This window comes from Chlorogloea sp. CCALA 695, assembly GCF_003003885.1.
In the GTDB taxonomy this organism is placed as follows: Bacteria; Cyanobacteriota; Cyanobacteriia; order Cyanobacteriales; family Chroococcidiopsidaceae; genus Aliterella.
Genome location: NZ_PVWN01000011.1, coordinates 91,695 through 114,332, shown reverse-complemented (window position 1 = coordinate 114,332; position 22,638 = coordinate 91,695). Strand labels below are relative to the sequence as shown.

The following is a 22,638-nucleotide window of genomic DNA, read 5'->3' as shown; positions in this document are numbered from 1 at the left end:
GAGCCGGGTGAGGCGAAAGTTTCACGCCCGGATCTGTAGGAGAGGTGCGGGGTGTAATAGCCCCCATCGACTCTAACTAACTCGCAATTGAATGGTAAATGTATTCATATTGAATAGTTAAGTATTGTGTCTCAATTAATGGTTTCGATCAAAAAGTTTTAAAGAATAACATACTTTAAGGCAATAATGTTGATTAGGCGGCAAAATTGGGCTTTTTCTCAGCATTGATAAGCAAAAATTACAAAATAAGTCGCCAAATCCATATATCTTAAAGGTTTCATCGATCCAAATCAGGCGATCGCACCTTAGAATGATTCATTGAAATATCGAATGTACACAAGTTTCAGCCATTGGGAGTTAAATTTAGTTTATTTATCCCCTAGGGTGAAATTTTGTCTGTAGTTCTCAAGGAGATTAATAATGAATAAAGGTGAATTGGTAGACTCAGTAGCAGAAAGAGCTAGTGTAACCAAAAAACAAGCAGATGCCGTACTGAGCGCCGCTTTAGACGCAATCGTTGACGCGGTATCCACGGGAGACAAAGTAACTCTAGTAGGCTTTGGTTCCTTTGAAAGACGCGATCGCAAAGAACGCGAAGGACGCAACCCCAAAACTAACGAAAAGATGAGCATTCCAGCAACAAGAGTTCCAGCTTTTTCCCCTGGCAAATTGTTCAGAGAGAAAGTAGCACCCAAGGGAGACGACTAAAAGATTGACTCAGCCCGGACATGGAGGAAATTTAGCTTGGGCGGCTGTCATAGCAGGCTGCCCAACAGATGCAATTATCGATTTTTCTGCCAGTATTAGCCCTTTAGGGCCGCCTAAAACTGCGATGGCGGCGATCGTTGCTAATCTGGATAACCTTAGCCATTATCCCGATCCAGACTATCGGGAGTTACGCACGGCGCTCGGTAAATTGCATCAATTACCTCCAGATTGGATTTTGCCGGGTAATGGCTCGGCAGAATTACTTACCTGGGCGGGCTGGGACTTAGCAACCTTAGCTGCTACGGCTTTAGTTACTCCAGCTTTTGGGGACTACTGGCGCAGTCTTAAGGCCTTTAAGGCTAATGTCTACCCGTTTTCGATCTTTGAGGCTTTACAAGGGCTAGATCCTTACTTAACGTGCGATAGCAATTTTCTGTTGTCGCCGCAATCAAGCCTCCACTCTTACTCCCCTTTAGAGCGGGGGCTATTGCTCAATAATCCTCACAATCCTAGCGGTAAGTTATTTCTCAAAGAGTCGATTGCGCCCTTCTTAAACGAATTTGCCCTAGTGGTGGTGGATGAGGCTTTTATGGATTTTTTGCCGCCAGGGGAGCAGCAAAGTTTGATCCCGTTAGTGGCAAAATATCCCAACTTAATAATTTTGCGATCGCTAACTAAGTTTTATAGTTTACCAGGGCTAAGAATCGGCTATGCGATTGCTCACCCCGACAGGCTCAAAAGTTGGCAAGAGCGCCGCGATCCTTGGTCTGTAGGTACTTTGGCGGCGGCGGCAGCGATCGCAATTATTCAAGATACGGCTTTTCAACAACAAACTTGGGACTGGCTACCGAGGGCGAGAGAACAACTATTTACAACGTTGGCTCAACTGCCCGGATTGCAACCAATGAAGAGTGCGGCGAACTTTTTACTGGTACACTCTACTAGCCCCGTTAAGCCGCTTCAGCAGCGCTTATTGCAGCAGCATAGGATATTAATCCGCGATTGCCTTAGTTTTCCCGAACTTGGCGATTACTATTTTCGAGTAGCAGTGCGATCAAAGGCTGAAAACGAGCAGTTGGTAAAGGCGATCGCTCAATCTATAATTAATTAGCGCCATTTTATAACTAAACCTATGGCGGACTACGATTTAGTAATTATTGGTGGCTCTTTAGCTGGACGTTATGCAGCTAGTAAGGCAATAGAGCAAAACAAAAAAGTTGCCCTTATAGAACCGGAAGAAACAACGCTATTTAATTTACTTTTCCCTCATGCTTTAAGTCAGCTAAGGCAAGTAAAACAGCAATTTTTTATTCCTCCTAATTATCAAATATCTCTTAGTTGGGCAGAAGCTAGGCAATGGATTAAAAATGTCATTGCTAATATCGAGGAGAAACATTCTTTAACAGTTTTAGCAGCTTTGGGAGTAGATGTAATTGTTGGGAATGCAGAATTTAGCAGCCAGAAATTACTCATTAAAGTTAATAGCCGTAAACTTAGCGCCAATTCTTATCTAATTGCTACTGGCACAATTGTAAAAGCCGGATTAGAAACTCAAAACTACTTTACTCTTGCCAATATAGGACAGCAGTTAGATATAACGAAAGCTGGAAAAAACTGGGTAGTTATCGGTGGTAATCCCGATAGTATTGCTTGGGCGCAAATTCTGAATCGTTTAGGGTTTAATGTTAGTTTGATTGTTAAAAGTTCGCAAGTTTTATCTAGTTTAGATGCGGATACATCTTACCTAGTGCAAGCTATTTTAGAAGCAGACGGAGTAAAGGTACTAACTGATACCTCAATTAGCCAAATTAAGGAAATTGAGGGTGGAAAGTGGATTCAAGCAGGTAATAAAGCGATTGAAACTGATGAAATATTAGCTTGCATTGGCTACGAGCCTAATATCAAAAACTTGCAATTAGAGACTGTAAATGTTAAATGGCATAGGCGTGGTATTGATGTAAATTCTTGGCTGCAAACTACAAATCCTCGAATTTACGCTTGTGGTGATGTAATTGGGGGTTATCCCGGCGCTAATATTAGTAATTATGAAGCGAAGATTGCGGTAAATAATGCCTTGTCACTGCCAAGATTAAAGGTTAATTATCAAAGTATCCCCTGGGGTATTTATACAAGTCCTCAAATTGCTCAGGTAGGATTTACTGAAAACCAAGTGACACAGATTTATGATGATGATGTTGTTGTATTACCATATTATTTTAAAGAGGTTGCGGCGGCTCAATTAAAAGAAGAAACTACCGGAATTTTAAAAATAGTTATTCGTCGCAATGGAGAGATACTCGGAGCGACAATTATTAGTTCTCAAGCTGGGGAATTAATTAATATTATGGCTTTAGCGATCGCTCAAAAACTAAAAATAGAGGCAATTTCTCACCTATTCCCCCTGTATCCTAGTTTTGCTGAAATCTTTACTTTCGGGCGCTAAGTTCACGCTAAAATCTTAACGGGACAAGATATTTAGCTTGTCGGTGGTTTTTTCCCTATCCCCATTTATCCCCTACAGGTTATGCAAACCCTGACACCAGTAACTCATCATCTAGATACCACAATCCACCGCCGCAAAACTCGAAGCGTCAAAGTTGGTAATATTACCATTGGCGGCGGCTACCCGGTGGTGGTGCAGTCGATGATTAACGAAGATACCCTAAATATAGATGGCTCAGTAGCTGCAATTCGTCGCCTGCATGAAATTGGCTGCGAAATTGTCCGTGTTACCGTACCAAGCATGGCTCACGCTAAGGCTTTAGCAGAAATCAATCAAAAATTAGCCTTAACTTATCAAAGCGTCCCCCTAGTCGCTGACGTGCATCATAATGGCATGAAAATTGCCCTAGAAGTTGCCAAACACGTTGATAAAGTCCGCATCAATCCAGGACTTTATGTATTTGAAAAACCAAAAACTACCGAATATACTCAAGCCGACTTTGATGAGATTGGCGACAAAATCCGCGAAACTTTAGCTCCTTTAGTAATTTCGTTGCGCGATCGCGGTAAAGCAATGAGAATTGGTGTAAATCACGGCTCTTTAGCTGAAAGAATGCTATTTACCTACGGTGATACTCCTGAAGGTATGGTAGAGTCGGCACTAGAATTTATCCGCATCTGCGAGTCGCTAGACTTTGGCAATATCGTAATTTCTCTCAAAGCCTCCCGCGTCCCGGTAATGGTTGCTGCTTACCGCTTAATGGCGCAGCGCATGGACGCATTAGGGATGGACTACCCCTTGCATTTAGGCGTTACGGAAGCCGGAGATGGCGAGTACGGACGCATCAAATCAACGGCGGGGATTGCGCCACTACTCGCCGATGGCATTGGCGACACTATCCGCGTATCAATTACCGAAGCACCAGAAAAAGAAATCCCCGTTTGTTACAGCATCCTGCAAGCCTTGGGATTGCGAAAAACAATGGTAGAGTACGTTGCTTGTCCTTCTTGCGGTCGGACTTTGTTTAATTTAGAAGAAGTGCTGCACGAAGTTCGAGAAGCAACCAAACACCTAACAGGTTTAGATATTGCCGTTATGGGTTGCATTGTTAACGGGCCAGGCGAAATGGCGGATGCTGATTACGGCTACGTAGGCAAGCAACCAGGTTATATTTCTTTGTATCGGGGTAGAGAAGAAATTAAAAAAGTCCCCGAAGCAGAAGGAGTTAAAGAATTGATTAATTTAATTAAAGCCGATGATCGCTGGATCGATCCTTAAGAGTTACTACGCAAGCCCTTGTTAGCCACCTGTGTTAAATTAGGCGTACTTACAAGAAATACAATTATTTTTCTCCGGTTACAGCAGTCATTATGGCAATTTCAAAACAAGGGCTTGTTATAGGTGCTACCGCAGGAGTATTGGCAGCCTTTGCTGTTAATATTTCTGGCATTTATTCACCGGGTAAGGCTTTTTTTAAGGAAAGTCCCAAAGAATTAGTAGATGAAGTTTGGCAAGTTATTGATCGCCGTTATGTAGACGGCACATTTAATCAAGTAGATTGGCCAAATGTCCGTAAAGAATATTTAAGTCGCACCTATACAAATAAACAGGATGCCTACAAAGCCATCCGCCAAATGCTAGAGAAGCTTGAAGATCCTTACACTCGCTTTATGGATCCAGAAGAATTTAAGAGTTTGCAAGTAGAAACTTCTGGGGAACTTTCGGGGATTGGGATTCAAATCGCCCCCGATGAAAAAACTAAGAAGATAACTGTAATTGCGCCAATGGAAGGCACTCCGGCGGCGGCGGCGGGGATTTTGGCTAAAGACATTATTATCAAAATTAATGACAAAAGTACCCAGGGAATGAGCATTAATGAGGCTGTATCATTAATTCGGGGTAAGCCAGGTACAGAAGTTAGCATTACAATTATGCGAAACAAACTGCAAAAACAGTTTCGCGTTAAGAGAGCAAAAATTGAACTACACCCAGTCCGCTACAGCTATCAAAATAGCCCTAATGGCGGTACGGGTTATATTCGCCTAAATCAATTTAGTGCTAATGCTTCCTCAGAAATGCGGAATGCAATCAAAGATTTGGAGAACAAAAAGGTAGCTGGATATATTTTAGACTTACGTTCTAATCCCGGCGGTTTGCTCTACTCTAGTGTTGAAATTGCCCAAATGTGGCTAGATGAAGGCACAATTGTTTCTACCGTAGATAGACGTGGTACAAAAGACTTAGAAAAAGCCAATAATCGCGCCCTTACTGATAAACCTGTAGTGATATTAGTAGATGGTGGCTCGGCTAGTGCTAGTGAAATTCTTTCGGGAGCATTACAAGACAATAAACGCGGTGTTTTAGTAGGGACAAAAACCTTTGGTAAAGGCTTAGTGCAATCGGTACAGAGTTTAGGCGATGGCGAGTCAGGGATTGCTGTAACGATCGCTAAATACTTTACTCCTAACGGTCGAGATATTAACAAAGCTGGAATTAAGCCCGATGTGGTACTAGAACTAACTGATAAACAAAAAGAAAAGTTAGTAGGCGATCGCACAAAAGTAGGCACTCCTGGCGATCCTCAGTACGATAAGGCTCTCACAGTCCTAAATAAACAAATAGCCGCCCAGGGCAGCCCTAGAGCCGAAGTGCGTTAATTTTATACTGGCTGGCACTTCCCAGAACGAATTAACCCAATCCGCCGGGCGATCGCTTCTTCTTTGGATAAAAAAGGCCCCCATTGTTCTCCTTCCGTAGCTGATGGCTTGGTAGAGACTATTTCGCAATTGCCGGGAGGAAGCTTGACAATATACCAAGATTGTGCAGGGGTCATAAATGAGGCTCAATTTTATCGTTGACAGTTAAAGGTAATAATTGCTGTAAAATTAACGGTTTGCACTAAATTATTATACTTGCACTAAGGGAGTTGTTATTATGGCGCGGATGTATTACGACACAGATGCCAATTTAGACTTATTGGCTCAAAAAACAATCGCAATTATTGGTTATGGTTCTCAAGGTCACGCTCACGCCCTGAACCTTAAAGACAGTGGTATGAACGTAATTGTCGGGCTATACGCTGGTAGCAAGTCTGCCGAAAAAGCAAAAAATGCAGGTATTGCGGTGCATTCCGTTGCTGATGCCGCAAAAAGTGCCGACTTTATTATGATTTTGCTTCCTGATGAAGCACAAAAAACTATCTATAAAGAAGAAATTGAACCCCATCTAACGGCGGGAAAAGTTATCGCTTTTGCTCACGGGTTTAATATTCATTACGGTCAAGTTGTCCCCCCAGAAGATGTTGATGTAGTTATGGTAGCGCCCAAGGGGCCAGGGCATTTAGTACGGCGAACTTACGAACAAGGACAAGGTGTACCCGCTTTATTTGCCGTGTATCAAGACGCAAGTGGGCAAGCACGCGATCGCGCGATGGCTTATGCTAAAGGTATTGGCGGTACTCGCGCCGGGGTACTGGAAACGACTTTTAGAGAAGAAACTGAAACCGATTTATTTGGCGAACAAGCGGTACTATGTGGCGGTTTGAGCGCGTTAATTAAGGCAGGCTTTGAAACGCTGGTAGCGGCGGGTTATCAACCAGAATTGGCTTATTTTGAATGTCTGCACGAAGTGAAGCTAATTGTAGACTTGGTTGTCGAAGGTGGACTCGCAAAAATGCGCGATAGCATTTCTAATACCGCAGAGTACGGCGACTACACGCGCGGGCCGAGAATTGTTACCGACCAAACTAAAGCTGAGATGCGGAAGATTTTGCAAGAAATTCAATCGGGGCAATTTGCACGAGATTTTGTATTAGAAAACCAAGCCGGGAAGCCTGGATTTACAGCTATGCGTCGCCAAGAAGCCGAACACCCCATTGAGGATGTTGGTAAAGACTTGCGGGCAATGTTTAGTTGGATGAAAAAAGACTAGAAATAACTTTGTTTCCCTCTTTTTGCTAATAAGAGGGGACAAGTTATATACCCTCACAGTCTTGTAGAGATTGCAAAATATCTCTACACAGCAAAATTGGGGCGGTATTGATGCCAAGGATTAGCGGCTTCTAACTGCGCTGCAAGGCTAATTATCGTAGCTTCGGCGGCGGGACGAGCAATTAATTGAATGCCTAATGGTAAACCTACAGAATCAAAACCTACAGGCAGAGCGATCGCACTTTGTCCCGTAGCATTAAAAGGCGGACAAGGTGCAACCCAATTAATAATTTTCTCAAAAGTCTCTTGAGGACTGAGATTTGCCCATTCACCAACTTTAATTGTTGGGTGCATATAAGTAGGTAAAACTAATACGTCTACCGTGTCAAAAAAAGCCACAATTTTTCGAGCGATAACTTGCATTTGCGACACTGCGCGTAAATAATCACCCGCCGAGCCTGTTTGCTCGTAAAGCCACTGATTCATCGGTTGCAGCACTTCAGGGGGAATGCCTGAATAAGCAACCCCCGCTTGCCAAACTACGGTAAAAGGTTCTGTTAAACCTGTAAAATCGGGACAACTTTGTTCGACATGATGACCTAAATCGGCTAAAACCTTAACTGTCTCTAACACCGCCTGTTTGCACTGGTTTTCAGCTTCGCCTAAAGGTGGGACACTGGTAGAAAAGGCAATTTTTAAAGGTTTTACTGCTTGGGTAGTAGCGCTCAAAAACGATGTTTCTGGTGGTGGTAGCCAATAAGGATCCCCCGTCATATAACCCGCCATCACATCCAGCATCGCCGCCCCATCTGCTACAGTCCGCGTCAAAGAGCCTAAAACTGGGATTCCACTTAAACGATCGCCTACTGGTGCGAAGGATATACGTCCTCTTGATGGTTTAATCCCCACCAGTCCACAGCAAAACGCCGGACCGCGTACCGATCCTCCGCCATCGGAACCAATAGCCACCGCACACAAACCCGCCGCTACCGCCGCCGCACTACCACCGCTAGAACCTCCGGCGGTATATTCCAAATTCCAGGGATTGCGCGTCGGGGGAAACCCCAGGGGTTCAGTGTAAGGGAATGAACCAAGTTCGGAGGTAGCAGTTTTCCCCAAAATAATAAACCCAGCTTGTTTAAGGCGGGTAACTACGCCGTCATCATAGGCTGCTATATTGTCCATTAAAGCCGGAGTGCCATAGGTACAGCGCACCCCAGCAACGTTATGGAGGTCTTTAATGGCAATAGGTACGCCAAAAAAAGGCGGGAAGTGGGCGCGACTATTAGCTAATAATTCGGTCTTAGCTCTAGCATCAGCGATCGCACTTTCTGCCATGACTGTAAAATAACTGCCAAGCTGGTGATCTAATTGCTCGATGCGTTGTAAATATAGTTGCACTAATTCTGAAGGCGACACTTCCCGATTTTGAATTAGTTGCGCTTGAGTTAGGGCGGGGCTAAATGCTAAATCAATTTGATTCATAGTCTTAATATATTGACATTAGGCGATCGCCAGTATATTAGCAGCAGAAGTATTTAGTACCGAAAATTGGCAAAAAATCAGCTTTCTATTACGGAATTTAAAGTTCTGTAGCCTTTTGCTATTGGTACGAGCGCCTGTGCGGTAGACTATGCCTTAATTATGAGTTTGTATCCAATACTGACGCTCGTTAGGAGTTTTGCTTCAATGTCTCATACAGTCAAAATCTACGATACTTGCATCGGCTGCACCCAATGCGTCCGCGCCTGTCCTACAGACGTTCTAGAGATGGTTCCTTGGGACGGCTGCAAAGCTGGTCAAATTGCCTCATCGCCGCGTACAGAAGATTGTGTAGGTTGCAAGCGGTGCGAAACTGCTTGTCCTACAGACTTTTTAAGCATCCGGGTTTACTTAGGTGCTGAAACTACGCGCAGTATGGGTCTAGCATACTAATTAAGAAATTTGGGGAAATTTCTTTAACTAACGTTGGTTTGATGCCAACGTTAGAAAAAATATCTAGTAATAATTAGAGGGGGCAATTAATTGACTCCCTCTTTTTTAGTATTTAAGAGAAAAAATTACCCATTACCCATTACCCATTACCCATTACCCATTTTATGTGTGGAATCGTTGGCTATATTGGCACTCAAGCAGCTACACAAATTTTACTTTCGGGGTTAGAAAAATTAGAGTATCGGGGTTACGATTCTGCCGGAATTGCCACAGTTTTAGAAGGACAATTGCATTGTGTCCGCGCCAAAGGTAAGTTATTCAATTTACGAGACAAATTAGAAAACATTGACAACCCTGCCAAAATTGGCATTGGGCATACTCGCTGGGCTACTCACGGTAAACCCGAAGAATACAACGCCCATCCGCATATGGACACTAATAAGCGATTAGCAGTAGTACAAAATGGCATTATTGAAAATTACCGCGAGTTGCGTGAAGAGTTGAAGCAACTAGGGCATGAATTTCGCTCTGATACCGATACTGAAGTTATCCCTCATTTAATTGCTCAGTATTTGCAGGCAGACAATTCTTTTTTAGAGGCGGTGCGGCAAACTGTAAATAGACTTAAGGGGGCTTTTGCGATCGCAGTTATTAATGCTGACTACCCTGATGAATTGATTGTTGCTCGTCAGCAAGCGCCTTTAGCAATTGGTTTTGGACAAGGAGAGTTTTTTTGTGCTTCCGATACTCCGGCATTAGTTGCCCATACAAGGGCGGTATTAAGCTTAGAAAATGGCGAACTAGCAAGGCTTACACCCCTAGGAGTAGAAGTTTATAGCTTCAGTGGCGATCGCCTTAAAAAACACCCCCGTACTTTAAGCTGGAATCCGGTAATGGTGGAAAAGCAAGGTTTTAGGCACTTTATGCTTAAAGAGATATACGAGCAACCAGGGGTGGTTAGAGCCGTATTAGAAGCTTATCTAGATGCCGCAGATACGATCAATTTGGGACTACCAGAGACTTTAGGGGCTGATATTGAAAATATCCAAATTGTTGCTTGTGGTACTAGCTGGCACGCAAGTTTAGTCGGGAAATATTTATTAGAACAAGTTGCAGGTATTCCGACTAATGTTCAATACTCCTCAGAATTTCGCTACGCGCCGCCACCTGTCACTGCTAATACTTTAACTATTGGCGTTACTCAATCGGGAGAAACGGCGGATACCATAGCTGCTTTGACAATAGAAAAAGAGCGCAGAATAGGTTTAAAACCAGCCTATCAGCCGCGTCTATTGGCGATTACTAACCGTTTAGATAGTTCTATTGCTGCGATCGCTAATGAAATAATTGACACTCATGCAGGCATTGAAATCGGCGTTGCTGCAACTAAAACTTTTATTGCTCAACTTTTGGCTTTTTACTTATTGGCGTTAGATTTAGGCACTCGTCGGCAAACAATATCGGCGCAAAGACTGGCTGAAATTATTGCTGGTTTGCGTCAGTTACCCGCCCAAATAGAGCTAATTTTGGAAAGTCAAGAGCGGTATATTGAAGAATTAGCGCATCAGTTTACAGAAACCCATGACTTTATATTTGTAGGGCGGGGGCTAAATTTTCCGATCGCTTTAGAAGGAGCATTAAAGCTTAAAGAAATTAGTTATATTCATGCTGAAGGCTATCCGGCGGGAGAGTTGAAACATGGGCCGATTGCGCTATTAGATGCCAAAGTTCCGGTAGTTGCGATCGCTATTCCTGGTAGCGTCTACGAAAAAGCTTTATCCAACGCCCAAGAAGCTAAAGCCCGCGATTCAAGGTTAATTGGTGTAGTGCAAATGGACGATCCCCAAGCGGCGGAAACTTTTGACGATTTGATTCCTCTCCCCAAAGTAGACGAATTGCTTTCCCCAGTTTTAACAGTAATTCCTTTACAACTATTGGCTTACCATATTGCCGCGCGGCGAGGTTTGGACGTGGATCAGCCGAGAAATTTGGCGAAGTCTGTAACGGTAGAGTAGTTTTTAATAGCATTGCACTTAATAATTTACAACTGATTCCTACAAAGTTTAAAACGGACTGTATAAATTTTTGACTGGGCAGTTATAAAAGGATGTCTGAGAAGGAGGTATATAGGGTCATTATTGATGTTATTAGCCGTGTACCAAGGATAAGCAATATTCGCTAAGTAACTTATGAAAATGCCAGATGAATGTACAAATATTCAAGAAATTCGTACAGAAATTGATGAAATTGATCGCCAAGTTATTGCCAGCTTTGCTAAAAGATTTGCGTATGTTAAAGCTGCATCCAAATTTAAAACTGATGCAACTAGCGTTAGGGCTAAAGAAAGATTTGTAGCCATGTTAGAACAAAGACGTATATGGGCGCAAGAAGATGGTTTAAACCCTGATGTAATTGAAAAAATATACCGAGATTTGATTACTTACTTTATTGAAGAAGAATTAAATCATTGGCAATCTAATCAATAAATATTGTTCCTAATTAACTAATTTCCATAACCTCCGCCGCCGGGGGTTTCTATCACAAAAGCATCATCTTTCCCCATTTCTACTGTAGCTGTACTACCTAATTCTTCTACCTTTCCATCTTTACGTTCAACATAGTTTTTTCCTAACTTCCCAGCTTGTCCACCTTGCAAACCAAAAGGAGGAATAACCCGCCGATTTGATAAAATTCCCGCCGTCATTTCTTCTCTAAAACGTAAGCGACGAATTACACCATTACCGCCTTGATGATGCCCTTTTCCACCGCTATCAAGGCGGATTTTAAAACTTTCTAATACTACCGGAAAGCGCCATTCTAAAACTTCTGGATCGGTAAGGCGGGAATTTGTCATATGAGTTTGTACTGCGTCTGTACCATCAAAATTTGCCCCCGCACCCGAACCCCCGCAAATAGTTTCGTAATACTGATAATTGGCATTACCAAAAGTAAAATTATTCATCGTTCCTTGAGAAGCCGCCATAACTCCCAAAGCGCCGTACAAAGCATCAGTAATTGCTTGAGAAGTTTCTACATTTCCTGCTACTACCGCCGCCGGATAAATAGGATTTAGCATACAACCATCAGGAATAATAATGTCTAAAGGCTTAAGACAACCAGCATTCAGGGGAATAATATCATTTACCAATGTCCGAAAAACGTACAAAACTGCTGCTTTGCATACCGCCGATGGTGCATTAAAGTTACTGTCTAATTGCGGCGAAGTTCCGGTAAAATCTATTTGGGCATTACGGCTAGTTTTATTAATAGTAACTGTTACTTTGATAACGCTGCCATTATCAAGTTCGTAGCTAAAACGTCCATCATTTAAAACCTCAATTACTCTGCGTACAGATTCTTCGGCGTTATCTTGAACATAACCCATATACGCCTGTACAGTTGCAATTCCATACTGTTCTACTGTCTGATTTAATTCTTGTACGCCACGTTTATTTGCAGCAATTTGAGAATTTAAGTCAGCTATATTTTTACCAGGATTTCGCGCCGGATAATTGTAATTTGCTAGAATTTCTAAGAGTTCTTTTTCTCTAAAAATACTGTCTCTTACTAGCAGAAAATTATCAATTAATACTCCTTCCTCGTTTACAGTTTTGCTATTAGGAGGCATAGAACCTGGAGTAATCCCGCCAATATCGGCATGATGTCCCCGCGAAGCAACGTAAAAAAGTATTTTTCCTTCCTCAAATACAGGAGTAATTACCGTAATATCGGGAAGATGCGTACCGCCATTGTAAGGATTGTTAGACGCATACACATCACCGGGTTTAATCGCCTCCCCCTGCGCGGAAACTAAGGCGCGGACACTTTCACTCATCGAACCCAAATGCACGGGTATATGAGGCGCATTAGCCACCAATTGTCCTTGCCCATCAAAAATAGCACAGGAAAAATCTAACCTTTCTTTGATATTTACAGAGCTACTGGTATTTTGTAGCGTAATACCCATTTGTTCAGCGATCGCACTAAACAAATTATTAAATATTTCCAGCATCACCGGATCGACTTTCGTAACCGTTGTTACAATTTGCTTGTTTAAGTCCTGCTTAGACAAAATTAGATAATTGCGATCGCTTAGTTCTACGCGCCAACCAGGTTCAATTACATTTGTCCCCGTAACATCTACCACAATCGCCGCGCCATCAATACTTGTGCCTGGTTGCAAGTCTTCCCGTTGATAAACTGGCGTATCTCGCCAAGTTTCCGCCATATAAGTTTTAACAGTATCAACAGGCACTATATCTTTTTTGATTGTCTGTGGAGTTACGCCTTCTCTTTGTACATCCTGCTTGCAAACTAACTCTACTTCCACCGCTTCCACAATCAACGGTTTATCCACTACAAACCCGTAACGCTGACGATGTAAGTTTTCAAAAGCAACTCTCATCTCCTCTAGCAATCCAAACCCTACTACTAAAGGTGAATCTGTCCCCTCATAACGTAAATGTACCCGCCGCAAAATCTCTCCTTTTCCTTGGGTTTCGGCTTCTAACTCTGTCAAAATCTCCTCTAATTTCAACTCCTGGGTCAACTTAGCTTCTACCGCTCGTTCTTTTACTACCCTTACATCCGCTAAACCCATGCCATAAGCAGATAAAACCCCTGCGTAAGGATGAATAAATACTTGCTTTATTCCCAACGCATCCGCAATTAAACAAGCGTGTTGTCCTCCCGCACCACCAAAACAACATAAAGTATACTCCGATACATCGTAACCACGCTGTAAGGAGATTTTTTTAATCGCACTCGCCATTTTTTCTACTGCGATCGCTAAAAAACCCGCCGCTACCTGTTCGGGGGTGCGATTATCGCCAATTTCCGCTACTAATTCTCTAAACTTGCGCTCTACTTCCTCGGTATTTAAAGGCAAATCTCCATTGATTCCAAACACTTGCGGAAAAAACTGGGGTTGCAATTTACCCACCATGACATTGCAATCTGTCACCGTTAACGCTCCACCTTTAGAGTAAGCCGCCGGGCCGGGATTTGCCCCCGCCGATTCTGGCCCTACGCGATAACGCGCACCATCAAAGTATAAAATTGAGCCACCACCCGCCGCTACAGTGTGAATTGCCATCATAGGCGATCGCATTCTTACCCCAGCGATTTCGGTTTCAAAGGTTCTTTCGTATTCGCCATTGTAATGAGCGACATCGGTAGAAGTTCCCCCCATATCAAAGCTAATAATTTTGTTAAAACCCGCCTGTAAACTTGTCTCTACCGCTCCAACAATTCCCCCCGCAGGCCCGGATAAAATACTATCTTTGCCTTGAAAATTTTGGGCATCAACCAAGCCGCCATTAGACTGCATAAATTGCAAAGGTACAGCGCCAATTTGACTAGATATTTGCTCTACGTACCGATGCAAAATTGGCGACAAATAAGCGTCAACAACGGTTGTATCTCCCCGGCTAATTAACTTCATCAAAGGGCTGATTTTGTGCGACACTGATATTTGGACAAACCCAATGTCAAATGCTAAAGTGCTAATATTCTGCTCATTTTTGGGATAACGGTAGCCGTGCATCAAAACAATTGCACAAGCACGAATCCCACTATCATAGGCTGCCTGCAATTGCGGAATTAATGACTGACTATTTAGTGGTATTAATTCTTCTCCTTGGGCGCTGTAACGCTCCTTAACCTCAATGACTTGCTCGTATAGCATCTCTGGTAAGACAATGTGTTGCGCGAAGATATCCGGGCGGTTTTGGTAGCCGATGCGGAGTGCATCGCCAAAGCCTTTAGTGATAATAAGTAACGTGCGATCGCCTTTTCGTTCTAATAAAGCATTAGTAGCTACCGTTGTCCCCATTTTTACTACTGCAATCTGTTCTGAAGGGATTGGTGCATTAGCAGGAATCCCCATAATTTCTCGGATGCCTTGAATTGGCGCATCGGTGTAGAAGTCGGGGTTTTCGGACAATAACTTATGAATCACCAATTGTCCATCGGGACGCTGTGCCACAATATCGGTAAATGTGCCGCCTCTATCGATCCAAAATTGCCACTTAGTGCGATCGCTAGTCATAGGTTAAATTTTTAGTTGGGCTAGTTTCTTATGTTATTAGCTAAAAGCAAAAAGTGGGGTAACAAATCACACTATACTTTCAATGTTTTCCCTAATACTTGCCATACTTAAATAGATAATGAAAAGTGAGAAATTCCATTGGTTTCGAGTAGCATTACAAATTAAAGGATCGGTAATTCCAGCCATTTTTAATCGCGTCTTATACTGTGGTTTATTTGGGCTGTTTATTTCTTTATTACACTATTTTAAATTGCCAGTTTCTCAGCCTATTTTAGAAAGTGTTATTCCTAGTATTGTTTTAGGATTATTATTAGTTTTTAGAACAAATACTGCTTATGATCGCTACTGGGAAGGGCGCAAATGTTGGGGTAGCTTAATTAATAATATTCGTAATTTAGCTAGACAAATATGGATAAACGTTGAAGAAATCGTGACTGAAAATAGACAAAATAAAGTTTTAAATATGCGATTGCTGGTTGCTTTTGCTGTAGCTACTAAATTACATCTGAGAGGTGAAACTATAAATTCAGAATTAGAAGAATTAATGACTATCTCAAAATATTTTAAACTAAAAACTATGAACAACCCACCCTTAGAGGTGGCTTTTTGGATTGGCGATTATTTACAACAGCAGTATAAAAACGGATTACTAAATATTCATCATTTGGTAGCAATGCAAGATTTACTCAATAAAATGGTAAACGATCTAGGCGGGTGCGAACGAATTTTAAAAACCCCTATGCCTCTAGCATATGCGATTCATTTGAAACAGTTATTGTTACTTTATTGCTTATTACTACCTTTTCAGTTGGTTAGTACCTTGGGTTTCTGGACAGGGGCAATTGTTGGGTTAATTAGTTTTACATTATTAGGTATTGAAGAAATTGGAATTGAAATAGAAAATCCTTTCGGTTATGATGCAAATGACCTCCCTCTTGATGCAATTTGTAATACAATGTTGCGGAATATTGAAGACTTAACAACTCTTACTCCTACAGTTAGCAAATACACCCAAAACTAAAATAAGTAATGCAATACTTTGTAGAACGAAACGATATGATTTTAATGATTGATAAATATACTCAGGAAAAAGTTTTATGGATTGATACAGAAGTAGCTGATTTTAAAAGTTGTAATCCTAAGCTTTCGCTTATTCAAGTATTAAATGGCTACTCGTCGGATAAGCCAAAAGAAAATGTTGCTGTATTAGACGTTTTAGAGCATCCAGAAATTATCGATATATTTGTCCAAAAGATTATGTTAAACCAAGCAATTGAAAAGGTTTTTCATAACGCTAAGTATGATTTAAAGTTTTTGGGCAAAACTAACGCTAAGAATGTAACTTGCACGTTAGAAATGGCGAAAGATATCCCATATTATTTATTACCTTTACCTAACTTATCGCTAAAAACTTTAGCCGAATCTCTTTGTAATGTCGTTGCTGTAGACAAAAGCCAGCAAGCTAGTGATTGGGGAAAAAGACCTTTGACGGCTACTCAATTAACTTACGCAAATCTCGATCCGGTTTATTTATACATGGTACATCAAAAACTATTGCAACTAAAGCTACTAAGTAATCCAAATCCAAGTAACGAAAATATTGCTTTATTAGCTGAAAGGTATTTAAAACTAAAGCAACAATTGCAAATTATCGAATCAGAATGCAGCCATTTTGATGCTAGATTAAAAGCAGCCATGCAAGTGCAAAATGTTTTAGAAACTAACAGTTTAAAAATATCTTCCGTAGAACGACACACATTTAAAGTAGAGTTTAATCAGTTAGCAGAAGTAGCAAATACAAATAGCATTAAGTTGGATTTTCCAATTACCTTAACTCAAAAATTGCAAAAAGAGTTAGGAGAAATATTAGAACAATTAAATCTGCAAGAAGAAGTTTTTAGTAGCTGGCGTTTAACTGTAAAACCGCCAGAAAGCGAAGAAGATGAGGAGTTTTAAAATACATTTTGCTTTTGCTGCAAGTAGATTTTTCTATAACAAGGTGATAAAAATATAATCAGCTTTAAGATTGATGTTTGTAACTAAAAAATTAAGATAATAGCTTAAGTAGAGTGCAACAATAAAAGTATGACTGAGCCATTTAAAAAAGGCGACAAAGTAGAATGGGAAACCGCCCAAGGTACAACTGTAGGCAAAATTAAAGAAAAACTTACTTCACCCATAGAAATTAAAGGACATCATGTTGCAGCTTCCCAAGAAAACCCGCAGTATTTAGTCGAAAGCGAGAAAACAGGTAAAGAAGCAGCACATAAACCGGAGTCATTGAAAAAAGTGAAAGAGTAGAAAATTAAATTATGAGTAAAGATACTGAAACTGTCATCAAAGATTTTAAGTAAGCCGTAAATATGACACCAAAAGAGATTGAATCTTGGCTAGAAACCGAGGAATCAAAGGAAGTTGGACAAAAAGATGGTAATGATGAATCAATTGGTCATAAATCTGGGCAAAAAATTATTGATATCTTGCAGAAAAAGCAAGACAAATATAGCGATGATGACGTATCGCATATGAAGAAAGTAATTAGTTACGTGCATCGCCATAGCGCCCAAAAACCTGCAAAGGATATCGAACATTCGCGTTGGTTGTACTCTTTAAAAAACTGGGGGCACGATCCTTTAAAATAATGATTGAAGTTCATCCTATGGCATACTCTGTATACTGTCTTACATAGGGCGCATGGTATGCCAGTACAATGTCTTGCTTGGGTACTCCTAATGTTACCAATTGATCGGCGATCGCATCTTCTGTCCCATCATGCTGCACCCAAATTTTTCCATCTCTAATATCTACGTGCAGTACACAGCCATAAATACGAGTATTACTATTTTTCCAGCCTACATTTATCAGCAAATAGCGATCGCTTTGAGGATCGAAAATTGTTTGACTTTCTACCGGATCGCTTTTTGAGCGTAGTTTAGCTCGTTTTTCTAGAGATTGCTGAATTAGTTGGCGGTACAAGTCTAGTTTATTCATTGAGCAACTTCCTGTTTTGCTATTTTGTACAGAGAATTTTTTGCTACCTATAAAAGTAAAAAAGCATTTTTTGGTAGTTCAGGACAAAGTTGAAGAACTTGATTTATTTGTTTAGCAGCAGCGTTGCCCGATCGCATTGCACCTTCTAAATTAAATCCTCCACACCAATCACCGCAGCATACTAATGGTTGAGGTGTAGAAGCATTTAAGCAATTATCGGCTAAAGGTATAGTTGGAAAAGCATAACGCCAACGATCACATCGCAGCCAATCGGGATTAGCAAATTCTGGGAACAATTTAGCCGCTTTATTGAGTAATTGTTGTCCTACAGATTGTAAATCTTCGGTATCGATATAAGTTTGAGCGAATTTAGCGGCGCTATGGAAAACAAAAACAGGGGCAGTCATTTCCAAACGTTTGCTACTATCATTGCCAATCCAAGCTAGGGTATCGTCATCAATAACTGTTAACGCTTGCCAAACGGGTAAGGGCATATTAGCAGGATAGCCAGCAATAACGCTAATACAACTAGAAAATTCCACTTGGCGCAAACTATCTAAAACTACTGGTAAAGCAAGGGGTTTTAATAACGTCAACGCTTGCGGTGCGGGAATAGCGACAACTACCGCTTTGGCTATTACTTGGGTGTTACTGTTTTCAAACTGAAGATGCCAACAATCGCGATCGAGACTTAAACTAACTACACGCTTACTTAGCTGAATTTCTAAATCTTTAGCCAAAAATCGGGCGATCGCACTCATTCCATTTGGGGCAGTATATAAAGGCGATCCTTTAAGTGCTTTTAGCCCAAAATCAGCCCTAAATTCGTGTACGGTATCTGTCCACACTTGCAAAATATCTTGGCAAGTGAGTAATTCAATAAAACTTGTGGTTAGTTCACCATTGGCGATTAAATAACTTAGACCGCGATCGGCGCAAGTATCCTGTAAGCGGCGCGTAGTCACTCGTCCACCCAACCCGCGCGACTTTTCTACCACAACTACCCGATAGCCAGCTTGTTGCAACTGCTGGGCGCAAATTAACCCCGACATCCCCGCGCCAATAATCGCAACATCAAACATAATTATTTAGTGGTATCTGTTTTAATCATAATAATCGCGCCACCAATGGCAAACTAAAACTGTTTTAATTAGCATCCTCGTTCAAAGCAAAGAGTAGAATAAGAAAACGAGTTGGGGTCTGGAGGGTTAAACATTGGACGAAATGAGATCGGCGCTGGAATTGGCTACAGAAGACGAATTGCAACAACTGACAGAACTCTTGTTTTGTCGAAGATTCAATCCTCTAGACTACGTGCATACGCCACAACCGATAGATATTCAAAGCAGAGATAGAGAAGCTTGGCTTGATGCGATTGAACAAAGATTTCGTTACTTAGCTGCCGATGGGGTAACAGTTTTACGGGGACGTAGCGATCGCGTAACTTATCGTACCGCTATTATTCAAGTGTGTCGCTATCTCAAAATTCCCTACTCTAACAACCTCGCTACTACTGATTTAGAAGCTGAGGTATTTTTAAACCTATTAGGCAAAGCTTGGAAACAATTACCCCAAAACGATTTCTCTCAATTAACTGCTAAAATCCAAAAATCTCTAGCCAAGTGCGAACTATCGGAACCCTTACCCTTAGCGGTACAGCGTGATCCTTTAGCTTTATTAGTCAAAGGTGGTAGTGCGATCGCAGTTAGTTCGATTATTCAGCCGATATTGCTACAACAAATTGCCCGTCAATTTGCCCTTCAGTTTGCCAGCTATCAAGTAGCAAAAGAAGCTTTAATTAAAGGTGGAACCGCCGCCGCCATGCAGTTGCAAGGCAAACTCGTACTTCAAAGCGCCGCCCGTTATGGCGCTGCTAGAGGCATTTTTGCTTGTATGGGCCCAGTGCTATGGACGTGGTTTTTTGCTGATTTAGGTTGGCGGTCAATATCTACTAACTACGGGCGAATTATTCCGATTATCTTTGCTTTAGCTCAAATTCGTCTTACCCGTGCAGAAGAAGCGTGCTGGGAGACAGTTTAAAGCCCTATTATCGGAAACTACAACAGCATTGCTGCCCGTACTTGCAATTTAATTGGAACTATGCCCAAATAGGGGTGTTATTGTTGCCTTTGTTGCCATCAGTAGGGGCATCGTTTATTCTCATTGCCATCTTAATTACTTGGCAAAAGCATTACAAAAGCTTAATCCACCGTCCCTTAAATTGGGGAATAGCAACTTTAGCCGTTTTACTTGTCGTTACTATGGGCTTTGCTGTTCATCGTGGCGATGCTTTTTTAGGCTTATTTAACTTCTTACCCTTCTTTATTTTGTTTTCTGGCTTTAGCGAGTTGATTCGTACTCCGTTTCAACTGCGCCGCCTTAGCTGGCTATTGGTAATTTCTTCTATCCCCGTAGTAATTATTGGATTAGGACAATTATTTTTAGGTTGGGTTACTCCCACAAATTTACAACCATTATTAGGTTGGAAACTCGATCTTTTCGGCAATCCTGTGGGGCGAATGTCCTCTATATTTGTCTATGCCAATATTTTAGCGGGCTACTTAGTAATTGCTTTTATCTTTAGTTTGGGCTTACTGCTGCAAACCTATCAAGAATTTAGCTTAACTAAGCCTAAGTATTTTACTTTAATATTTTTGCTGGTAGCGACTATTGGTAACTTAATCGCTTTAATTTTGACCAACTCTCGCAACGCTTGGGCGATCGCAATTTTTGCACTTTTAGCTTACGCTATTTATCTTCGTTGGCGCTGGTTAATAGCTGGAGTAAGTGCGATTTTTTGCAGTATTTTACTCGCAGCTTATGCCCCATCACCAGTACAAGAATTATTTAGAAAAATTGTCCCAGCTTTCTTTTGGGCGCGGCTAACTGACCAATTATACCCAGACCGCCCCCTAGCATTGCTGAGAACTACTCAATGGAAATTTGCTTGGGATTTGACGATCGCGCGTCCTTGGACTGGTTGGGGGCTGCGTAACTTTACTTCCCTTTACGAAGCAAAAATGCACCTGTGGCTAGGACATCCTCACAACTTTTTTTTAATGCTGACGGCAGAAACGGGGATTCCTACAACACTTTTACTATGTAGTTTAGTCGGTATAGTAATAGTTTTGGCTATTATTTTACTTATAGGCGATCGCCCATTACCCAGCCAAGACAAACTAATATTTTTTAGTTACATCCTTACTTTTCTATCTATCACCCTTTTTAATACTGTAGACGTTACTTTATTTGACTTTCGCACTAATACTTTAAATTGGGTAATTTTATCAGCAATTTGGGGCGCAACTTCTCAAGGCTTAGTTACCAATCAATCCCCCCTAAAAAAGGGGGGAAAATAAAGCCCAGTAATTGATTAGAGGAGGTGGTTTAATATTCTGGTACAGAAGGATCAACTTCCTGACTCCAAGCTGTAATACCACCTTTAACATTAGTTCCCTCAATTCCCGCATCTTTGAGAATTGCTAAAGCTTTCGCCGAGCGTCCGCCCATCTTACAATGAGCAATGAGGCGATGACCGTTGAGTAATTCTTTAACTTTAGCTACTCCTTGTCCGCTTTCAATATCTGGTAACGGGACTAAAACTGATCCCGGAATTTGGGCAATTTCATACTCGTTGGGATTGCGAACATCTAGCAATACAAAATCCTTTGCACCGCTATCAATCAATGCTTGCAACTCTTGCACCGTAATTTCTGCTAACTCCATTCTTTGTTTTTCCTCCTCTGCTTTGGCTTGCGGAATGCCGCAAAATTCCTCGTAATCTATCAACTTTTCAATTACTGGACGGACAGGATTAGGTCGCAGCTTTAGCTCTCTAAACTTCATATCTAAGGCGTTGTACAGCAGCAACCTACCGCTCAAAGTGTTGCCTTGACCCAAAATAATCTTAACCGCCTCCGTTGCCTGGATAGTGCCAATAATGCCGCACAAAACACCAAGTACGCCGCCTTCCGCACACGAAGGAACCATCCCAGGAGGTGGGGGTTCGGGGTACAAATCGCGGTAATTTGGGCCGCCTTGGTAATTAAAAACTGTGGCTTGTCCTTCAAAACGGAAAATTGAGCCGTAGACATTCGGCTTATTTAACAACACACAAGCATCATTGACTAAGTAGCGGGTAGGAAAGTTATCCGTCCCATCGACAATAATATCGTAAGGTTCTACTAACTCTAGGGCATTTTCTGCACTTATCCGAGTTTCGTACAAATCTACCTGACAATTGGGATTGATTTCTAAAACTCGATTTTTAGCCGATTCAATTTTGGGTTTACCTACCCAGGAGGTGCTATGAATTACTTGGCGATGCAAGTTAGAGTTATCAACTACATCAAAATCGACAATTCCAATGCGTCCTACTCCCGCCGCCGCTAAGTATAGCAGTAAGGGAGATCCCAAACCCCCCGTACCAATACACAGTACGCTTGCAGCTTTAAGGCGTTTTTGCCCTTCTAGCCCCACTTCTGGCAAGATAATATGGCGAGAATAACGTTCGTATTCTTCTTTGTTTAACTGAATTTCATCCAAGTTAGGATTGAGCATGGCAACTAATTAGGGAACGAAAT

Annotated in this window: 21 protein-coding genes; 15 read left to right on the top strand and 6 right to left on the bottom strand. The window is 41.6% G+C overall.

Annotated features, from left to right (window positions below):
- Positions 1 to 420: 420 nt before the first annotated feature.
- The 5 genes from C7B70_RS08640 to ctpC all read left to right on the top strand — a co-directional run bounded on the left by C7B70_RS08640 (position 421) and on the right by ctpC (position 5,808).
- Positions 421 to 708, top strand: coding sequence for an HU family DNA-binding protein (locus C7B70_RS08640; RefSeq protein WP_106368651.1), 288 nt, complete (start codon positions 421 to 423; stop codon positions 706 to 708).
- A 4-nt stretch (positions 709 to 712) separates the two neighbouring features.
- A complete protein-coding gene (gene cobD / locus C7B70_RS08635) occupies positions 713 to 1,819 on the top strand; it encodes a threonine-phosphate decarboxylase CobD (protein ID WP_106368650.1) in 1,107 nt (368 codons plus the stop codon).
- Between the two features lie 21 nt (positions 1,820 to 1,840).
- A complete protein-coding gene (locus tag C7B70_RS08630; protein WP_106368649.1) occupies positions 1,841 to 3,151 on the top strand; it encodes an NAD(P)/FAD-dependent oxidoreductase in 1,311 nt (436 codons plus the stop codon).
- 81 nt (positions 3,152 to 3,232) lie between these two features.
- Positions 3,233 to 4,429 carry a (E)-4-hydroxy-3-methylbut-2-enyl-diphosphate synthase gene (gene ispG / locus C7B70_RS08625; RefSeq protein WP_106368648.1) on the top strand — a complete coding sequence of 399 codons (1,197 nt, stop codon included), beginning with the start codon at positions 3,233 to 3,235 and terminating at the stop codon, positions 4,427 to 4,429.
- Positions 4,430 to 4,521: 92 nt separating this feature from the next.
- Positions 4,522 to 5,808, top strand: a complete 1,287-nt coding sequence (gene ctpC, locus C7B70_RS08620) for a carboxyl-terminal processing protease CtpC (RefSeq protein WP_106368647.1) — start codon at positions 4,522 to 4,524, stop codon at positions 5,806 to 5,808.
- Between the two features lie 2 nt (positions 5,809 to 5,810).
- On the opposite strand, the gene C7B70_RS26920 is transcribed toward ctpC, so the two are convergent.
- Positions 5,811 to 5,984 (bottom strand): hypothetical protein, encoded by a 174-nt coding sequence (locus tag C7B70_RS26920; protein ID WP_199192142.1) that lies wholly within the window; start codon positions 5,982 to 5,984, stop codon positions 5,811 to 5,813.
- Positions 5,985 to 6,085: 101 nt separating this feature from the next.
- Here C7B70_RS26920 and ilvC point away from each other — a divergent pair, with 101 nt between their 5' ends.
- A complete protein-coding gene (ilvC, locus tag C7B70_RS08615; RefSeq protein ID WP_106368646.1) occupies positions 6,086 to 7,081 on the top strand; it encodes a ketol-acid reductoisomerase in 996 nt (331 codons plus the stop codon).
- An 83-nt stretch (positions 7,082 to 7,164) separates the two neighbouring features.
- On the opposite strand, the gene C7B70_RS08610 is transcribed toward ilvC, so the two are convergent.
- On the bottom strand, positions 7,165 to 8,565 hold the full coding sequence (locus tag C7B70_RS08610; protein ID WP_106368645.1) for an amidase: 1,401 nt from the start codon (positions 8,563 to 8,565) through the stop codon (positions 7,165 to 7,167).
- A gap of 204 nt (positions 8,566 to 8,769) precedes the next feature.
- On the opposite strand from C7B70_RS08610, the gene psaC reads away from it, so the two are divergent.
- The 3 genes from psaC to C7B70_RS08595 all read left to right on the top strand — a co-directional run bounded on the left by psaC (position 8,770) and on the right by C7B70_RS08595 (position 11,501).
- Positions 8,770 to 9,015: a photosystem I iron-sulfur center protein PsaC gene (gene psaC, locus C7B70_RS08605; RefSeq protein WP_009556083.1), complete on the top strand. Its 246-nt coding sequence runs from the start codon at positions 8,770 to 8,772 to the stop codon at positions 9,013 to 9,015.
- 164 nt (positions 9,016 to 9,179) lie between these two features.
- Positions 9,180 to 11,030, top strand: coding sequence for a glutamine--fructose-6-phosphate transaminase (isomerizing) (gene glmS, locus C7B70_RS08600; RefSeq protein WP_106368644.1), 1,851 nt, complete (start codon positions 9,180 to 9,182; stop codon positions 11,028 to 11,030).
- Positions 11,031 to 11,204: 174 nt separating this feature from the next.
- Complete coding sequence (locus C7B70_RS08595) at positions 11,205 to 11,501, top strand: isochorismate lyase (protein WP_199192141.1); 297 nt, start codon at positions 11,205 to 11,207, stop codon at positions 11,499 to 11,501.
- A gap of 17 nt (positions 11,502 to 11,518) precedes the next feature.
- On the opposite strand, the gene C7B70_RS08590 is transcribed toward C7B70_RS08595, so the two are convergent.
- Positions 11,519 to 15,064 (bottom strand): hydantoinase B/oxoprolinase family protein, encoded by a 3,546-nt coding sequence (locus tag C7B70_RS08590; RefSeq protein ID WP_106368643.1) that lies wholly within the window; start codon positions 15,062 to 15,064, stop codon positions 11,519 to 11,521.
- A 118-nt stretch (positions 15,065 to 15,182) separates the two neighbouring features.
- Between C7B70_RS08590 and C7B70_RS08585 the strand changes: the two genes are divergently transcribed.
- The 4 genes from C7B70_RS08585 to C7B70_RS08570 all read left to right on the top strand — a co-directional run bounded on the left by C7B70_RS08585 (position 15,183) and on the right by C7B70_RS08570 (position 17,706).
- Entirely contained in the window at positions 15,183 to 16,085 is a 903-nt protein-coding gene (locus tag C7B70_RS08585; RefSeq protein WP_106368642.1) for a bestrophin family protein, read from the top strand.
- 8 nt (positions 16,086 to 16,093) lie between these two features.
- Positions 16,094 to 17,020 (top strand): ribonuclease D, encoded by a 927-nt coding sequence (locus tag C7B70_RS08580; protein ID WP_106368641.1) that lies wholly within the window; start codon positions 16,094 to 16,096, stop codon positions 17,018 to 17,020.
- A 129-nt stretch (positions 17,021 to 17,149) separates the two neighbouring features.
- Positions 17,150 to 17,365, top strand: a complete 216-nt coding sequence (locus C7B70_RS08575) for a DUF2945 domain-containing protein (protein WP_106368640.1) — start codon at positions 17,150 to 17,152, stop codon at positions 17,363 to 17,365.
- A gap of 62 nt (positions 17,366 to 17,427) precedes the next feature.
- Positions 17,428 to 17,706, top strand: a complete 279-nt coding sequence (locus C7B70_RS08570) for a DUF3140 domain-containing protein (protein WP_233220859.1) — start codon at positions 17,428 to 17,430, stop codon at positions 17,704 to 17,706.
- Between the two features lie 10 nt (positions 17,707 to 17,716).
- Here C7B70_RS08570 and C7B70_RS08565 read toward each other — a convergent pair whose 3' ends face one another.
- Positions 17,717 to 18,055: a XisI protein gene (locus C7B70_RS08565; protein ID WP_106368639.1), complete on the bottom strand. Its 339-nt coding sequence runs from the start codon at positions 18,053 to 18,055 to the stop codon at positions 17,717 to 17,719.
- Positions 18,056 to 18,102: 47 nt separating this feature from the next.
- On the bottom strand, positions 18,103 to 19,137 hold the full coding sequence (locus C7B70_RS08560; RefSeq protein WP_106368638.1) for an NAD(P)/FAD-dependent oxidoreductase: 1,035 nt from the start codon (positions 19,135 to 19,137) through the stop codon (positions 18,103 to 18,105).
- Between the two features lie 133 nt (positions 19,138 to 19,270).
- On the opposite strand from C7B70_RS08560, the gene C7B70_RS08555 reads away from it, so the two are divergent.
- Together C7B70_RS08555 and C7B70_RS08550 are read left to right on the top strand one after the other, a co-directional pair.
- Positions 19,271 to 20,095, top strand: coding sequence for a YaaW family protein (locus C7B70_RS08555; protein ID WP_106368637.1), 825 nt, complete (start codon positions 19,271 to 19,273; stop codon positions 20,093 to 20,095).
- A 41-nt stretch (positions 20,096 to 20,136) separates the two neighbouring features.
- Complete coding sequence (locus tag C7B70_RS08550; RefSeq protein WP_199192146.1) at positions 20,137 to 21,414, top strand: O-antigen ligase; 1,278 nt, start codon at positions 20,137 to 20,139, stop codon at positions 21,412 to 21,414.
- A 28-nt stretch (positions 21,415 to 21,442) separates the two neighbouring features.
- Here the strand turns inward: C7B70_RS08550 and moeB are convergent, their stop codons facing one another.
- Positions 21,443 to 22,615, bottom strand: coding sequence for a molybdopterin-synthase adenylyltransferase MoeB (moeB, locus tag C7B70_RS08545; RefSeq protein ID WP_106368635.1), 1,173 nt, complete (start codon positions 22,613 to 22,615; stop codon positions 21,443 to 21,445).
- Positions 22,616 to 22,638: the final 23 nt, after the last annotated feature.

Excerpts from the sequence above, each read along its gene's own strand:
- C7B70_RS08640 (WP_106368651.1), top strand. The coding sequence starts at position 421 with ATGAATAAAGGTGAATTGGTAGACTCAGTAGCAGAAAGAGCTAGTGTA.
- C7B70_RS08630 (WP_106368649.1), top strand. The coding sequence starts at position 1,841 with ATGGCGGACTACGATTTAGTAATTATTGGTGGCTCTTTAGCTGGACGT.
- ispG (WP_106368648.1), top strand. The coding sequence starts at position 3,233 with ATGCAAACCCTGACACCAGTAACTCATCATCTAGATACCACAATCCAC.
- ctpC (WP_106368647.1), top strand. The coding sequence starts at position 4,522 with ATGGCAATTTCAAAACAAGGGCTTGTTATAGGTGCTACCGCAGGAGTA.
- C7B70_RS26920 (WP_199192142.1), bottom strand. The coding sequence starts at position 5,984 with ATGACCCCTGCACAATCTTGGTATATTGTCAAGCTTCCTCCCGGCAAT.
- ilvC (WP_106368646.1), top strand. The coding sequence starts at position 6,086 with ATGGCGCGGATGTATTACGACACAGATGCCAATTTAGACTTATTGGCT.
- C7B70_RS08610 (WP_106368645.1), bottom strand. The coding sequence starts at position 8,565 with ATGAATCAAATTGATTTAGCATTTAGCCCCGCCCTAACTCAAGCGCAA.
- psaC (WP_009556083.1), top strand. The coding sequence starts at position 8,770 with ATGTCTCATACAGTCAAAATCTACGATACTTGCATCGGCTGCACCCAA.
- glmS (WP_106368644.1), top strand. The coding sequence starts at position 9,180 with ATGTGTGGAATCGTTGGCTATATTGGCACTCAAGCAGCTACACAAATT.
- C7B70_RS08595 (WP_199192141.1), top strand. The coding sequence starts at position 11,205 with ATGAAAATGCCAGATGAATGTACAAATATTCAAGAAATTCGTACAGAA.
- C7B70_RS08590 (WP_106368643.1), bottom strand. The coding sequence starts at position 15,064 with ATGACTAGCGATCGCACTAAGTGGCAATTTTGGATCGATAGAGGCGGC.
- C7B70_RS08585 (WP_106368642.1), top strand. The coding sequence starts at position 15,183 with ATGAAAAGTGAGAAATTCCATTGGTTTCGAGTAGCATTACAAATTAAA.
- C7B70_RS08580 (WP_106368641.1), top strand. The coding sequence starts at position 16,094 with ATGCAATACTTTGTAGAACGAAACGATATGATTTTAATGATTGATAAA.
- C7B70_RS08575 (WP_106368640.1), top strand. The coding sequence starts at position 17,150 with ATGACTGAGCCATTTAAAAAAGGCGACAAAGTAGAATGGGAAACCGCC.
- C7B70_RS08570 (WP_233220859.1), top strand. The coding sequence starts at position 17,428 with ATGACACCAAAAGAGATTGAATCTTGGCTAGAAACCGAGGAATCAAAG.
- C7B70_RS08565 (WP_106368639.1), bottom strand. The coding sequence starts at position 18,055 with ATGAATAAACTAGACTTGTACCGCCAACTAATTCAGCAATCTCTAGAA.
- C7B70_RS08560 (WP_106368638.1), bottom strand. The coding sequence starts at position 19,137 with ATGTTTGATGTTGCGATTATTGGCGCGGGGATGTCGGGGTTAATTTGC.
- moeB (WP_106368635.1), bottom strand. The coding sequence starts at position 22,615 with ATGCTCAATCCTAACTTGGATGAAATTCAGTTAAACAAAGAAGAATAC.